The sequence below is a fragment of the Actinomycetospora sp. NBC_00405 genome, from assembly GCF_036044095.1.
GTDB lineage: Bacteria > Actinomycetota > Actinomycetes > Mycobacteriales > Pseudonocardiaceae > Actinomycetospora > Actinomycetospora callitridis.
On sequence record NZ_CP107938.1, the window covers coordinates 5643846 to 5658521 of the forward strand.

The 14676-nt window shown below is 76.4% G+C and carries 12 protein-coding genes; 6 read left to right on the top strand and 6 right to left on the bottom strand.

The genetic code is table 11. The features are described 5' to 3' along the window. Positions 1 to 5: 5 nt before the first annotated feature. From OG774_RS27810 to OG774_RS27820, 3 genes are read right to left on the bottom strand one after another with little or no spacing between them, the layout of a single operon-like run. A complete protein-coding gene (locus tag OG774_RS27810) occupies positions 6 to 725 on the bottom strand; it encodes a hypothetical protein (protein ID WP_328305556.1) in 720 nt (239 codons plus the stop codon). Positions 726 to 773: 48 nt separating this feature from the next. Beyond that, positions 774 to 2051: an adenosylmethionine decarboxylase gene (speD, locus tag OG774_RS27815; RefSeq protein ID WP_328305557.1), complete on the bottom strand. Its 1278-nt coding sequence runs from the start codon at positions 2049 to 2051 to the stop codon at positions 774 to 776. Continuing rightward, the gene (locus OG774_RS27820) at positions 2048 to 3211 is read right to left on the bottom strand and encodes a type III PLP-dependent enzyme (RefSeq protein WP_442873920.1); all 1164 of its coding nucleotides are present in this window, start codon (positions 3209 to 3211) and stop codon (positions 2048 to 2050) included. The genes speD and OG774_RS27820 overlap by 4 nt, the downstream gene beginning before the upstream one ends. 234 nt (positions 3212 to 3445) lie before the next feature. Here OG774_RS27820 and OG774_RS27825 point away from each other — a divergent pair, with 234 nt between their 5' ends. Then, positions 3446 to 5374: a hypothetical protein gene (locus OG774_RS27825; protein WP_328305559.1), complete on the top strand. Its 1929-nt coding sequence runs from the start codon at positions 3446 to 3448 to the stop codon at positions 5372 to 5374. 35 nt (positions 5375 to 5409) lie between these two features. Then, on the top strand, positions 5410 to 5820 hold the full coding sequence (locus tag OG774_RS27830) for a TIGR03618 family F420-dependent PPOX class oxidoreductase (protein WP_328305560.1): 411 nt from the start codon (positions 5410 to 5412) through the stop codon (positions 5818 to 5820). Here the strand turns inward: OG774_RS27830 and OG774_RS27835 are convergent, their stop codons facing one another. Continuing rightward, entirely contained in the window at positions 5821 to 6750 is a 930-nt protein-coding gene (locus OG774_RS27835; protein ID WP_328305561.1) for a TIGR03854 family LLM class F420-dependent oxidoreductase, read from the bottom strand. It lies immediately after the preceding gene. After that, the gene (locus OG774_RS27840; protein ID WP_328305562.1) at positions 6747 to 7469 is read right to left on the bottom strand and encodes a type 1 glutamine amidotransferase; all 723 of its coding nucleotides are present in this window, start codon (positions 7467 to 7469) and stop codon (positions 6747 to 6749) included. The genes OG774_RS27835 and OG774_RS27840 overlap by 4 nt, the downstream gene beginning before the upstream one ends. A gap of 71 nt (positions 7470 to 7540) precedes the next feature. Here OG774_RS27840 and OG774_RS27845 point away from each other — a divergent pair, with 71 nt between their 5' ends. Both OG774_RS27845 and OG774_RS27850 read left to right on the top strand, forming a co-directional pair. Beyond that, on the top strand, positions 7541 to 7963 hold the full coding sequence (locus OG774_RS27845) for an HIT family protein (RefSeq protein ID WP_328305563.1): 423 nt from the start codon (positions 7541 to 7543) through the stop codon (positions 7961 to 7963). A gap of 217 nt (positions 7964 to 8180) precedes the next feature. Next, positions 8181 to 8492 carry a hypothetical protein gene (locus OG774_RS27850; protein ID WP_328305564.1) on the top strand — a complete coding sequence of 104 codons (312 nt, stop codon included), beginning with the start codon at positions 8181 to 8183 and terminating at the stop codon, positions 8490 to 8492. Positions 8493 to 8517: 25 nt separating this feature from the next. On the opposite strand, the gene OG774_RS27855 is transcribed toward OG774_RS27850, so the two are convergent. Further along, positions 8518 to 9543 carry a tryptophan--tRNA ligase gene (locus OG774_RS27855; RefSeq protein WP_328311190.1) on the bottom strand — a complete coding sequence of 342 codons (1026 nt, stop codon included), beginning with the start codon at positions 9541 to 9543 and terminating at the stop codon, positions 8518 to 8520. Between the two features lie 74 nt (positions 9544 to 9617). On the opposite strand from OG774_RS27855, the gene OG774_RS27860 reads away from it, so the two are divergent. Together OG774_RS27860 and OG774_RS27865 are read left to right on the top strand one after the other, a co-directional pair. Continuing rightward, positions 9618 to 11735 (top strand): prolyl oligopeptidase family serine peptidase, encoded by a 2118-nt coding sequence (locus OG774_RS27860; RefSeq protein WP_328305565.1) that lies wholly within the window; start codon positions 9618 to 9620, stop codon positions 11733 to 11735. A 162-nt stretch (positions 11736 to 11897) separates the two neighbouring features. Beyond that, entirely contained in the window at positions 11898 to 14645 is a 2748-nt protein-coding gene (locus tag OG774_RS27865; RefSeq protein WP_328305566.1) for a cutinase family protein, read from the top strand. Positions 14646 to 14676: the final 31 nt, after the last annotated feature.

A 14676-nucleotide genomic window follows, 5' to 3' on the forward strand; every position in this document is an offset into this window, starting at 1 on the left:
TCTCGTCAGTCGTTCTCGAGCGCGTCGTGGGCGTGGTCGAGCAGCTCCTGGTGCATGGGTTCGTCGCGGTGCGGGGGACGGTGGGGTCCGCGCACCCCGCGCAGGCGGGCGAGCATGAGCAGCGCCCAGAGGGCGTGCTGGCGCGCGGGCGGGGTGAGGGTCCGCCGGCCCCGTTCGAGGTCGCGGTGGTCGTCGAGCGCCCGCCGGACGGCCTCGCCGTCGTCGCCGCGCCGGATGCTGTCGAGCACGAGGCGGGGGAACGCGGGGTCGAGGCCCGACGTCTCGTCCGCGAACCACCGGGCGACGGCCGCCCCGACGACGTCGAGCTGGTGGGCGGCGAGGGCATCGTCGTCGAGGGCGTCGAGGTCCCCGGGACGGAGGCGCCGCGGGGGCGCCGGGGGAGACGGCGGTGTCGGCGGCTCGCGTCGCAGCCCGGCGACCACCCGGACGCTCACGAGCCCGACCAGGTAGCCGGCGGGGACGACGAGCAGCGACGCCACCGGCAGCCACGGCCGGACGCCGACCGCCCCGTCGCCGGCGATCGCGACCAGGGCCAGGACCACGGTCACGGGCACCGACAGCCAGCCCAGGAACGCGATCACCCACCCCGGCAGGAACCCGGGCGGCGGGTCCCCGACCGCGGCGAACGCGACCAGGACACCCGGCGCCGTGACCAGCCACAGCAGCCCGAGGATCGCCCAGAGAACGCTCAGCGCGACGCCCACGCGCCGATCATGACGTGCGCGCTGCGCCCCTGTTCGCGGACGTCCGTGTCAGGACACGGGCACGCCCTCACGAGCACGGAGCGCGAACGGCAGGATCGCGCCGCGGCGCAGGGCGTCGGCGTCGATCGAGGTCAGCTCCGGGAAGCGGTCCAGGCGCGAGATCGCGAGCGCGACCGGGTCGTCCACCGGCTGCACGCGGCCGCTGAGGTAGGCCCACTCGTGCTCGTCGGAGCAGTAGGGCAGCACCGTCGCGAACACGTCGTCGAAACGGTCGGTCATCCGCTGCAGCGTGTCGTTGCGCCACAGGGTCGGACAGCCCGCCTGCGAGCACACGACCCCGCCGGGGGAGAGGACGTCGGCGCACCGGCGCAGGAACTCCGCGCCGTAGAGCCGGGCGTGCTGGGCGGGGTCGGTCACCTCGACCGGCTCGTCGGGCAGGTCGACGATCACGACGTCCCAGCGGTCGCCGCGCGCGGCGGCGTCGGCGAGGAACTGCCAGCCGTCGGCGTAGTGCATGCCCACCGGGCCGTCGCCGGCCTCGGCGGCGGCCAGCTCGGCGGGGGTGTAGCCGTAGGGGAGCAGCTCGGCGCACCGGCGGACGCACTCGGTGTCGATGTCGACGTGGTCGACACGGGTCGCCCCGGCCGCCAGCGCGAGCTGTGAGACGACGCCCTCGGACGATCCGACGACGAGCACCGAGCGCAGCTCGTCGGCCAGCAGCATCGGGGGAACGGCGAGCGCCTCGTGGTAGACGAGCTGGCTCTGCTCGGTGGACTGGCGCTCGCCGTCGCAGAACAGCGAGATGCCCTGCGCGGTGCGCGCGACCATCATGTCCTGCCACTCCGTACGACCCCGCCAGAGAACCTCGTCGAGCCGCCAGCGCCGGCGCATCCCGGCCGCGAGGGGCTCGTCGACCTCCCGGCCGCCGCCCGCGGGCGCGAGGCCGGCACCCCGGGCGACGACCTGCGCGCGCACCTCCGTCGCCCCCAGCTCACGGCCCAGGGCGTCGACGACGAGCTCGGGATCGGCCTGAACGCCACAGGTGAACACGTCCACGAACGCCGCGGAGGCCTCCGGGTACGCGTGCACCGACGCATGCGACTCCGCCAGCAGCGCCATCACGGTGGTGCCCTGGGGCTCGAACCGGTGCGTGACGACGTCGAGCACCGTCGCGCCGCCCTCGTCGAGCGCGCGACGCAGGGCGTCCGCCACGGCGTGCTCGTCGCCGAGCACGGCGGGATCGACACCGCGCAGCTCGGCGAGCACATGGCGGCCCGCGAACGACGCGGGGTCCGTCCGGTGTGTGGTCGGGGTCGTGGTCGTCAATTCCCACCTTCCTCCGGGGTCTCGTGCACGTACGTGGGCAGGGGCGGCAGGCCGTTGAAGCCCACCGAGGCGTAGCTGGCCGTGTAGGCACCGGCGCCGAGGAACTCGACGACGTCGCCGGCAGCGAGGTCGAGGGGCAGGCGGACGTCGGCGTGGCGGTAGAGGACGTCGTCGCCGTCGCAGGTGGGGCCGGCCAACACGACGGGGCCGGTCCCGCCGGTGCGCCCGGGGGTCCGGAGCCGGTAGACGATCATCTCGCCCTCGGTCTCGGCGAGCCCCTGGTAGCGGCCGACGTCGAGGTAGACCCACCGCCGGCCGGCGCGCTCGGCGACGAGCACCACCTCGGCGTGCAGCGTCCCGGCGTCGGCCACCAGCGCCCGGCCCGGCTCGGCCACGAGGCGGGGACGCCACCGGTCGGCGTGACGGGCGAGGGCCTCGCGGACCGCGGCGGCGCAGGCGGCGAGGTCGGGCGTCGGGCCGCCGGCGTGCGTGGTGGGGAAGCCGCCGCCGAGGTTCAGCTCCGTCGCTGCGTCCTCGCCGAGGCGTGCGGCGACCCGGGCGGCGACGTCGATCGCGCGCGCCCAGGCACGGGGGTCGCGCTGCTGGCTGCCGACGTGGAACCCGATGCCGGCGGCGTCGAGACCCGCCGCCCGGGCGCGACCCAGGAGCACCACGGCCTCGTCCTCGCCCGCGCCGAACTTGCCCGCGAAGGGCGTCGCCGCGCCGTCGTCGCCGACCGCGAGCCGCACACCCACGGTCGCGCCGGGGGCCTCGCGGGCGAGCAGGTCGACGTCGGCGGGGGCGTCGGTGGTGAACCGGGCGACGCCGGCGGCGCGGGCGGCCCGGACGTCGGTGACCTTCTTCACCGGGTTGCCCCAGGACAGCCTGCCGGGGCGGGCGCCGGCGAGCAGGCAGAGGTCGAGCTCGCCGACGCTCGCCAGGTCGAACGAGGCGTCCTCGGCGACGAGCAGGGCCAGGACCTCGGGCTGCGGGTTGGCCTTGACCGCGTAGCAGAGCTCCACGTCGGGCAGCAGGCCACGCATCGTGCGATAGGCGCCGCGCACGACGGCCAGGTCCAGGTCGAGTCGGGGGGACGTCGTCTCGACGGTCGGAGGGCGCGCGACGTCGCGCGCACCGAGCTCGGCACCCACGCCCTCCATCGTGCCCGCGGAGAAGCCGGGAGAACCACGAAACGGCTGACCCGGCCCACGGGAGCGGCGTACCGTACAGATCTCCGAGGTCGTGGGGCCGCGGACCGCTGTCGGGGGCGGGCTGGATTCGACGCTGGAATCGACGCTGGAATCGATGGGGGTTGAATGCCGTCCACCTCGTCCCGAGGGTGGAACCCGGCGCCGCGTCCGCGACCGTGGCCGTTCCGCACTCCGCGCAACATCGTGGTCACCACGTTGTTCACGGTCGCCCTCGTCGCCGCGCTGTTCGGCGTGGGCACGGCGGTCGTCCCGGCGGGCCCCCGCGACGACGCCACCGGCCTCGCCGGCAGCGCGTCGGACGCCCCCACCACCTCCGAGACGGTCGGCGATCCCTCCGAGGGCGAGCCGGGCTCCGGCGAGCCGGCCACCGACGCGCCCGACGCACCCGCCCCGTCCACCGGCGACCCCCAGGCCCTGCCCGACGGCTCCCTGCCCGACGGCTCCCTGCCCGACGACGTCGCCCCGCCGTTGACGCCCATCCCGCTACCCGGCTCGCGGCCGCTCGGGACGCCGTCGGCCCCGGCGGGCGAGCCCGCGTATCCCGGTTCCGAGCAGCCCGTCACGCCGCCCCCGGGCTTCGACCAGCTCGCGCCCGAGCTCGACCCCGTGCCCCTGCCCGGTGCCGACAGCTCGCCCGACCTCATCGAGCCGCCCCTCGACCCGAGCATCCCGCTCGACACGGGAGGTCCGGCGCCCACCTCGCCGCCGGAGACGGTGCCGCGGGAGACGGCGGCGGGGACCGTCCCGCGGGAGACCGTGCCCCGGGCCACCGGGCCGCGGGAGACGGCCGACGACGACGCGGGGCCGGTCCTCGACCTCCCGCTCCTGCCCGACCCCACACGCGACGAGCCCACCGGCTCGCCCGGCGACAACAGCGGCCGGGACGAGGGTGGCCGGGGCGACGGTGGCCGGGATGACGGTGGCCGGGGCGAGGGCAACGGTGGCGGCCGCGGCGGCGACCGCGGTGACGGTGACGAGCCTGGCCGGGGCGAGGGCGGCGGCCGTCTGCCCGACCTGCTGCCCAGCGGCGGCGACGAGCCGTCCTCGCCCACCGGGACGCCGGCCCGGACGCCGGCGGAGACCCCCGCCGACCGACCCGGCGGGGCGCCCACCGCCCCGCCGGCGACCACGGTCGACGACCCCACCCTCGAGCTGCCCACCGGCTCCCGCACCGTGGCGACCACGCCCGAGGGCCGGCCGACCTACGGGCAGCCCACGGAGAGTGCGGACGCCGACAGCAGCGCCCCGGAGTCGACGCCGGGGGGCAACGCCGAGCGATCGCTGCCCACCACGACGCCCGAGGGCTGGCCGCTCCCGAGCGACGCCACGGTCGCGCCGGACGACGACGCGTCGGAGAGCTCGGCGGCGCCCACCACGACCACCGACCCGTCCACCGGGGTCACCACGACCACCGATCCGGAGCGGGGCACCACCACCACCGTCGACCCCACCACCGGGGCCTCGCTGACCACCCGCACGAGCGCGCCGGCCGACAGCGACTCGGGGTCCGACGAGGAGGCGTCCGCTCCGGACACCACCGAGGCCGACGCCACCTCGACCGCGTCGCGGTCCGCCCGCCCGTCCGCCTCGGCGTCGGCCGACGGGGCCGAGGCCACGGCCGGGGGTGCGTCGGCGTCGGCCTCGGACGGGGAGGCCTCCGCGTCCGCGGGCGACGAGCCGGTCACCGCGACGCGGCCCCGGACGACCACCCGGGCCCCGGAGTCGTCGGGGTCGTCGGACGACTCGGACGCGTCGTCGGAGACTTCGTCCCGCGCCAGCACCCGGGCCACGGCCGACGACGCCCCGACCACCCGCAGCTCGGCCACCGGGGGCCCGACCTCGCGGCGCACGGTGGCCACCGGGGACAGCGACCCGGGTGGGTCCAGCTCGGAGAGCTCCCGCAGCTCCGACAGCTCGGACTCCGACAGTTCGGACAGCTCCGACAGCTCCGACAGCTCGAGCAGTTCCTCGGACCGGACGTCGACCAGCGCGGCCGAGGTGGAGCCCCAGCTGGTCATCCCGACCACGTCGCCGATGGACCCGCGCTTCTGGGCGTGGCTCGCCGACACCGTCACCCGGTCGGCATCACCGCCGCCGCCGCAGGGCGGGTGACCGCCGGCTCACCCGGCAGGGCACCATCGACGGCCGTGACCGTGACACCGGCCGACCTGCACGCGCGCGGCGAGGAGTTCGCGCAGTTCTGGTCCGAGTACCACCTCTGCACGCTGACGACCCTGCGCCGCGACGGCTCGCCGCACGTCGTGCCCGTCGGCGTCACCCTCGACCTGGACACCGCGGTCGCGCGGGTCATCACGTCGGGCACCAGCGCCAAGGCCCGCCAGGTGCGCGCGGCGGGGGAGGGCGGCGCGCGGGTCGCGGTCAGCCAGGTCGACCGCGGCCGGTGGTCGACGCTCGAGGGGCTGGCGGTGGTCCGGGACGATCCGGAGTCGGTGGCCGACGGTGAGCACCGCTACGCGCAGCGCTACCGCGTCCCGCGGGAGAACCCGAGGCGCGTGGTCCTGGAGATCGCGCTCACCCGCGTGATGGGTAGCCGCTGATCAGGTCTCGAGCGGGACGAGGTGCTCCGCGAACTCGTCGAGGAACCCCGGCCACGAGGCCGGCGCCACGGCCGGGCGGACGACGAACTTCGTGATGCCCTCGTCGACGAACCGCTGCACCTGACGGCGCGCGGCGTCCCAGCCGTCGACGAGGAGCTCGTCCGGGTCGATCTCGGGACGCCGGTGCGCGGAGGACGCCCTCGCCCGGTCCGCGTCCTCCGCGGACGTCCCGGGCGGCAGGACGAGCAGGTTCGTGCCGTAGTGGTCGTCCTCGACCTCGCGGCCCGCCTCGTCCGCCGCGGCGGCGATCGTGCGACGTGCCTCGCCCGCCTCGGCGGGGGTGACGAACGAGGCGAGCCACCCGTCGGCCAGCCGTCCGACCCGGCGCAGGGCAGCCGGGACGAGGCCACCGAGCCAGAGGTCGAGCGGGCGGGCCGGGCGCGGCGCCACGACGGCGTCGTCGAGCACGAAGAACGACCCGTGGAACGTCACCGACTCCTCGGTGAGCAGGCGTCGCACCACCGTCAGGGCCTCCTCGAACACCGCGGCGCGCGGCCCCGCGACCGGGTAGGCCGTGCGCTCGGCCGCGGTGGCCGGGCGCAGGCCGAAGACCGGCAGGATCCGCTTCGGTGCCAATGCGGCGAGGGAGGCCAGCTGGGCCGCGACGACGGCCGGGTTGCGGCCCGGCAGGACGATCACGCCGCTGCCGACCTTCAGCGAGCCGGTGCGGGCGACGGCCCAGCCCATCGCCACGAGCGGCTCGATGGCGGGCGCGGCGATGCGGTCGGGGAACCACACCGAGTCGATGCCCCGCGCCTCGCAGCCGTCGACGAGCTCGAGCGTGGCCGCGGCGGGGTCGTCGCGCGAGGGCCCGGCGCCGATGCCGACCCGGACCTTCATCGGGTCACTCGTCGTCTGGGCACTGCTCATCGGGCCACTGTGCGGTGCACCAGTCCCGCCCGCTCGGCGAACGCGTCGAACAGGCCCCAGCTCGCCAGGCGCGACTCCTCGGCACGCGCGACGGTCTCCGCGCGCAGGGCCGCGGGGTCGATGCCGAGCTCGATCAGGCGCTCCGCCGACAGCCGGCGCATCCAGAGATCGAACTCCTCGGGGGTGACCTCGGGGTGGAACTGCAGGCCCAGGTGCGGGCCCTCGCGGAACGCCTGGTCGCAGCGCGGCGAGGTGGCGAGCACCTCCGACGACGGGGGCGCGGTGAACGTGTCGAAGTGGAACTCCATCCACGGACCGGCGGGCACCACGTCCGGGGCGGTGGTGAGGATCTCCTGCCACCCGTTCTCGCGGCGCCCCGACGCGGGCTCGGCCCGGCCGCCGAGCACGCGCGCGAGCAGCTGGCCGCCGAAGCAGATGCCGAGCACCGGGGTGCGGGCGGCGATCGCCGCCTCGAGGTGGTCGATCTCGGAGGCGAGCCACGGCACGTCGTCGTCCCACGCGCCCTGTGCCGAGCCGAGGACGGCGACCGCGTCCACGTCGGCGGGATCGGGCATCGGGCCCCCGGCGACGGCGGGCACGACGGTGACGCCGCGGTCCGCCGCCCAGGTGGTCAGGGTCCCGGCCAGCACGGGCACGGTGTCGGTGTCCGTCTCGTGGCCGATCACGAGGAGGGTCGGGGAGTCCACAGCCGGGTCCACGTCCGAGTCCATGGTGGTCCCAACGCCCCGGGTGCGTCGATCCATCCGGTGACCCTGACACGCTGCGACCCGTGACCAAGCCCTGCGCCTTCTGTGCGGTCGTCGCCGGTGACGCGCCGGCCGACGTCGTCCACTCCGGCCCCACGACGGTGGCGTTCCTGGACACGAAGCCGGTCTTCCCGGGTCACGTCCTGCTCGTCCCGCGGACCCACGTCACCACCCTCGCGGACCTGCCCCCCGACGAGCTCCCGGCGTTCTTCACGCTCGCCCAGCGCCTCGAGCGGGCGGTGGAGGGCGCCATGGACGCCCCCGGCTCGCTCGTCCTGATCAACAACGTGATCAGCCAGTCGGTGCCGCACCTGCACCTGCACGTGATCCCGCGCCGGCCCAAGGACGGGCTGCGCTTCTTCCTCGGGCCGCGCCACCCCTACGGCTCTCCGGACGAGTCATCTGCCGTCGCTCGGCGTATCGCTGCTGCTCTGGAAGCCGGATGACTCTCACCGTGGGTCGCCGGTCCCGCTGACGCGCCGAATGGTCATCACTGCACGCCCAACGGTCGCAGATGCCCGCAGACGGTCCCCCCGGATCGCCCGACGGTTGGCGTCCGGACGTCCGATCGAGTGAGACCCTACCCGTCGGTCCACGCGGGATGTCATCCTCAGGGCAACGCACGCGGTGGTCCTCCGGGCACGCTCGGTCACCGCGCTCCCTGTGACGTCGGAGGTGCTCGTGCCGGTCCTCATGTGGGTCGCGATCGTGGTGACCGGCTGGTGTGTCGCATCGATCGTCACGGCGCTCGCGCTCGGCACCTGGCTGCGCCGGCGCGCGGAGGCCACCGACCCCGACGGCGCGCTGCGTCCGCTCGACACGGGGCCGCTGCGCCTCTGGCTGGGCGAGGTGCCCGAGGTCCCGGAGACGCCCGAGGAGATGGGCCGGCGCGGCGGCTGGGACGGGCTGGTCGCCGGTCTGCCGGCACCCCGCCGCGAGTCGGCCGGGATCGCCGAGCGCACCACCATCGGCTGACGCGTCGGGTCCGGCCGAGCCGGGCTCAGACCTCCACGCCCACGGCGCGCCGCACGCCCCGCAGCACGCGCGACGCCTGGTCGCGGGCCACCTCGGCGCCGCGGGCCAGGATCGCGTCGAGCTCGCTGTCCGGCGCGACCAGCTCCTCGTAGCGCGCCCGCAGCGGTCCGAGCTGCGCCTCGAGCACGTCGGCGAGCTGGTTCTTCAGGTCGCCCCAGCCCACGCCGCCGGCCTCGAGCCGCTTGCGGGTGTCGGCCACGACGTCGGGTTCGGCGAACTGGGCGAGGATCTGGAACACCGCCGACGAGTCCGGGTCCTTCGGTGCCTCGACCGGCGTGGAGTCGGTCGGGATGCGGCGCACCATCTTCTTGAGCTTCGGCGCGGGCAGGAAGAGCGGGATGTAGTTGTCGTAGGACTTGCTCATCTTGCGGCCGTCGAGCCCGGGCAGTGTGTGGCCCGTCGTCTCCGGCGGCACCACCGCCTCGGGGATGCGCAGCCGGAAGCCCTGGCCGTAGCGGTGGTTGAAGCTGCCCGCGACGTCGGCGGCGATCTCGACGTGCTGGAGCTGGTCGCGACCGACGGGCACCAGGTCGGACTCCATGATCAGGATGTCTGCGGCCATGAGCACCGGGTAGTCGAAGAGCCCGAGGTTGATCCCGGCGTCCGGGTCCTCGCCGGCCTCGACGTTGCGGTCGCGGGCCGCCTTGTAGGCGTGCGCCCGGTTCATCAGGCCCTTGCCGGTGACGCAGGACAGGATCCAGGTCAGCTCGAAGGTCTCGGGCACGTCGGACTGCTTGTAGAAGACCGTGCGCTCGGGGTCGAGGCCCGCCGCGATCCAGGTCGCGGCCACCGACCGCGTCCACGCGGCGATGTCGCCGGCCGCGGGCGTGCCGGTGAGCGCGTGGTGGTCGGCGATGAAGTACCGCGAGTCGAAGTCGGCCGTACGGGCGAGCTCCAGCGCCGGCCGGATCGCCCCCACGTAGTTGCCCAGGTGCGGCTCGCCGCTGGGCTTGATCCCGGTCAGGGCGATCTTGCGCCGCTGCGTCTCCACCACGGGCCGAGCCTAACGGGCGGGGGCGACGGGGTTCGGGCGTCGAGGGGGTGGCAGCAGGCAGACTCGGCCGCGTGACCGCCGACCCCGCCGCCTCCGATCCCACGGCCAGCTTCTCGCGCCGCCAGGCCGCCACGCGCCGGTTCACCCTCGGCGCTCCCCGCCGGCCCACGGTCTCGCCCGACGGGCGCCGCGTGGTGCTGCTGCGCAGCCGCGCCGGCGACGACCCCGTGACCTGCCTGTGGCTGCTCGACGTCCCGTCCGGGCAGGAGCACCTGCTCGTCGACCCGCGCGACCTCGACGTCCCCGGCGAGGAGGACCTGCCGCCGGAGGAGCGCGCCCGCCGCGAGCGGGTCCGCGAGCAGTCCGGCGGGATCGTCGAGTACGCCCTCGACGCCGCGGGCAGCCTGGCGGTCTTCGTGGTGTCGGGCCGGGCGTTCACCGTCGACCTGGTGCCCGGGGCGAGCCCGGAGCCGCTGCCGGTGGACGGGCCCGTGATCGACCCGCGGCCGGACCCGACGGGCGCCCGCGTCGCGTTCGTGCGCGCCGGCACGCTGTACGTCCACGAGCGCGCGACCGGCACGACCCACGCCCTGGCCGGGCCCGAGGACGGCGACGGCCCCGGGGTGAGCTGGGGGCTCGCGGAGTTCATCGCCGCCGAGGAGATGAACCGCTACCGCGGGTACTGGTGGTCGCCCGACGGCTCGCAGCTCGCCGTCGCCCGCGTCGACGACGCGCCGGTGAGCCGGTGGTGGATCGCCGACCCGGCGCACCCCGACCGCCGCCCGACGGAGATGCCCTACCCCGCGGCCGGCACCGCCAACGCCGTCGTCGACCTCGTCCTCATCGACCTCGACGGCACGCGCACCGCCGTCGACCTCGGGGCGGACACCGCGTACCTCGCCGACGTCGCGTGGAGCGTGCACGACCTGCTTGTCACCGTCTCCACGCGCGACCAGCGCCGCGTCGACGTCCGCCGCGTCGACCCGGACACCGGCGAGACGACGGTGGCCGTGGAGCAGACCGACGACGTCTGGGTCGACCTCGTGGGCGGCGTGCCCACACACCTGTCCGACGGCGCGCTCGTCCGCTGCGCCGACCGGGGGGACACGCGCCGGCTGGTGGTCGACGGCGTGCCCGTCACGCAGGCCGGGCTGCAGGTGCGGGGCGTCGCGGACGTCGACGGCGACACGGTGCTGTTCACCGCCTCCGAGCGGCCCGAGGACGTCACGGTGTGGACGTGGTCGCGCGCGGACGGGGCCGTGCGGCTGAGTCCGCAGTACGGCGTGTGGTCGGGACGCCGCGCGGGCGGGGTCACCGTGCTCGCCGGCGCCGACCTCGACTCCGACGGCACCCGCACCACGGTCCTGCGGGCGGACGGCAGCTCGGTCGGGGTGGTGTCGCACGCGCAGCCGCCGGGGCTCGTCCCGCAGGTGCGGCGGGTCGCGACGGACCCCGGCGGACCGTCGGTGGCGGTGCTGCTCCCGCACGACCACGTGGCGGGGTCCCGACGGCTCCCGGTGCTGCTCGACCCCTACGGTGGGCCGCACTCCCAGCGGGTCGTCGCGGCGCGCGGGGCGTACCTCACCAGCCAGTGGTTCGCCGACCAGGGCTTCGCCGTCGTCGTCGCCGACGGCCGCGGCACCCCCGGGCGGGGGCCCGCCTACGAGCGGGCGGTGTTCGGCGACCTCGCGACCCCGGTGCTCGACGACCAGGTCGCGGCGCTGCACGCGGCGGCCGAGCAGGTGGGCGACCTCGACCTGGACCGCGTCGCCATCCGTGGCTGGTCCTTCGGCGGGTACCTCGCCGCGCTGGCGGTGCTCCGCAGGCCCGACGTCTTCCACGCGGCGGTCGCGGGCGCGCCGGTGACCGACTGGCGCCTCTACGACACCCACTACACCGAGCGCTACCTCGACCACCCGGACACGCGCCCGGACGCCTACGAACGCTCCTCGATCCTCGACGATCCCGGGACGACGGCTCCGGCGCGGCCGATCATGCTCGTCCACGGGCTCGCGGACGACAACGTCGTCGCCGCGCACACCCTGCGGCTCTCCTCGGCCCTGCTCGCCGCGGGGCACCCGCACACGGTGCTGCCGCTGTCGGGGGTCACGCACATGACGCCCCAGGAGGTCGTCGCCGAGAACCTGCTCCTGCTGCAGGTCGCCTTCCTGCGCGACGCGCTGGGGTAGTCGCGGCTTTGCACTCGGGAAGACTTCGGCGACTTGTCCGAAACCGCACCCACACGCCGGCGCACTCGCCGATGCTGACCGCGCGAGGGCGATCCGGCGGCGTGTGACCGGTCCCGCCCCCGCCCCGGCCCCGGCCGGGTCCCGCGGGCTGGAGGGGCGTGGATGCGGTCGGTGCGGGGCGGTGGCGAGCTCGTCGACCGGTTCGGCCACGCCGTGCCCGCCGCGCCGGTGGCGCGGCTGCGGGTCGACCGAACGCCGGGAGGCGTCCCGCTGCTCGTCGACGACGTCGCCGTGCCCGTGGGTCGCGGCGCCGACCCGCACCGCGCCGGCCTCGCCGCCGCGGCCCGGCGTGCGGCGCTCCTCGGGCGGCCCGTCCGCGTCGAGATGGCGGGGCGGTGGAGCGCGTGGCCGCTGGTCGTGCACCCCGACGGCGCGGTCGACGACGCGCGGGCGCCCCGCGCGACGCCGGTGCCGGGCACCGGCGAGGCGTGGGACGGCGTCGGCCGGAGGTCCCGTCGGAGGGCGCCGGTGCTCGCGGGGGTGGCCGACCGGCCGCGGCGGCGCCCGGTGGGCGTCCTCGCCGTGGCGGGGACGCTGGCCGCGACGTTGCTGGTCGGCGCGGTCGGGACGGGCGTCGTCACCCTGGCCGCCCCCAGCGCGGCGCCCGCCGAGTGCCGGGACGTCACGCTGTTCGCCGTCAACGGCAGCGGCGCCGCGGGTGGCGAGACGCTCGCGGCGGTCACCGACCCGCTCGTGCAGCAGGTGGGGGAGCGACTCGCCGTGGTCGCCGTCGCCGGGCCGGAGGTCGGCGCGTCGTACGAGGCGAGCGAGCAGCAGGCGGTCACCACCCTCACCGACCAGGTGGCCGCGCAGCTCGCCGCGTGCCCGGGCAGCCGCGCCATGCTGTTCGGCTACTCCCAGGGCGCCCACGTCGCCGGCGACGTCGCCGCCCGCATCGGGGCCGGTCAGGACGCGCGTGTCCCCGCCGACCGGGTCCTCGCCGTCGGGCTGTTCGGCGACCCCGCCCGCGGCGCCGGGGTCCGCACCGTCCCCGACGGCGTCACCGGACAGGGCGTGCTGCCGGCCCGCGAGGGCGGGTTCGGTGCGCTGGCCGCGCGCACCATCGAGGTCTGCGCGCCCCAGGACCCGGTGTGCGCCACCGCGGCGGGCGCCACCCCGCCGCCCCTGGAGCAGGCCGTCGCCGCCCCGGCGCACATCGACTACCCCCAGCTCACGGTCGCTCCGGACACCCCTGCGACGGCCTGGGCGTCCGAGTCGCTGGGCCGGCTCATCACCTCGCTGCCGGCGCCCGGCACGGCTCCCGCGGGCGGGCAGCCGGCCGGTACCGCCACGGGTACTCCGTCCGCGGGGACGACGGCGCCGGGGACGAGGGCGCCGGGCAGTGCTGCACCGACCGACCAGGCGCCCGCGGGCGGGGACGACTACGGCGACGGATCCGACGCCCCCGCGGCCACGGGCGGCGCGGGCACCAGCTCGGCTGCGCCGACGGGCACGACGGTCCCCGGCACCAGCACCGGCACCGGCACCGGCACCGACACCGACACCGGCACCGGCACCGGCTCGGACGCCGCGACGCCCACCACCCCGCCGGGCACGGGGTCGGGCACGGGCGGTGGCTCGGGCGGGGCGACGGCCACGACAGCGCCGGACTCGGGCGGCACCGGCTCGGGCTCCGCGCCGACGGGCTCGCGGGCTCCGACCGCCACCACGCTCCCGCGGACCGGCGGGACGGGCAGCACCGGCACGGGCAGCACCGGCCAGCGCACCGGAAGCGCTCCGGGCTCCGACGCGTCGGGCTCGGGTGGTGAGGACCCCGGCGGGGATGCTTCGAATTCCGAAGCGTCTGGTGCCGACGGATCGGGCTCCGGGGGTGTGGGCGCCGAGCCCACCACCACCCGCACCACGCCGTCCGACGCAGGGGGCGACCCCGACCGGCCGGGCGAGGACGCAGCCGACGACGACGCAGCAGGCGAGGCCGGAAGCTCGGGGCAGGCCGGTGGGGCGCGGGGCGGCAGCGCGGGCGAGGCCACCGACGCCCTGTGGTCGCTGACCTCGGGCCTCGCGGGCTTCCAGGACTCCACCGGAGGCAACGTCGAGGGCGGCGGGCTGGACCCGGAGGAGGTCGAGAGCCCCAACGTGCCGGGTCGGCAGGTGGTCAAGCTCGAGGTGCCCGGGGGCGCCAAGCGCTCGGAGGTCCGCCCCGAGGAGGCCCAGGACATCCGCGCCGGCGAGCACCTGTTCTTCGGCTACAGCGCGTTCCTCCCGGCCGACTTCCCGGTCGACACCTCGGACTGGCAGGTCATCTGGCAGCTGCACGACGGCGGCACGAACACCTCGCCGCCGGTGGCGCTGGAGATCGTCGACGGCAACCTGTGGCTCGCCAACGTCGGCGACCGCGTGCGCGACCTCGGCCCGGTGCAGGCGGGCCGCAACCTCGACGTCCAGCTGGACATCCGGTTCGAGGAGGGCGGCGGCTCGGTCTCGGTGTACCGCGGGGGGCGGCAGGTGCTGCAGGACTTCCGGCCGCCGCGCGGCACGATGATCGACTCGTTCGACTACCTGAAGACCGGGATCTATCGCCACACCGGCGGGCCCGCCGAGCCGGCGACGATCTTCCTGAACGACCTCAAGATCGGCGAGACGCTCGAGTCGGTGTCGGGCCTCGCCGGCGCCGAGACGGGCGGCGGGTCCGGGCCGGGCGGCGCGCGGGCCGGGGACGCCGACGGCGGCACCGACGCGTCCAACACCGGCGCCGGGACGGGCACCAGCACGCGTACCCGGGCGGAGCCGGCGTCCACCGGGGCCGGCTCCACGGGCTCGGCCGGCGCCGACGCGACCGCCACCCGCGGCGTCGTGAGGCCGTCCGAACTGCCCCGATCGCCCGGGTGAGTGTGCCGAACGCGCCCTGCGGGCACCTGAC

Coding starts and splice junctions, on each gene's coding strand:
- OG774_RS27820 (WP_442873920.1), bottom strand. CDS start 3,211: ATGGAGGGCGTGGGTGCCGAGCTCGGTGCGCGCGACGTCGCGCGCCCT.
- OG774_RS27835 (WP_328305561.1), bottom strand. CDS start 6,750: ATGAGCAGTGCCCAGACGACGAGTGACCCGATGAAGGTCCGGGTCGGC.
- OG774_RS27865 (WP_328305566.1), top strand. CDS start 11,898: ATGCGGTCGGTGCGGGGCGGTGGCGAGCTCGTCGACCGGTTCGGCCAC.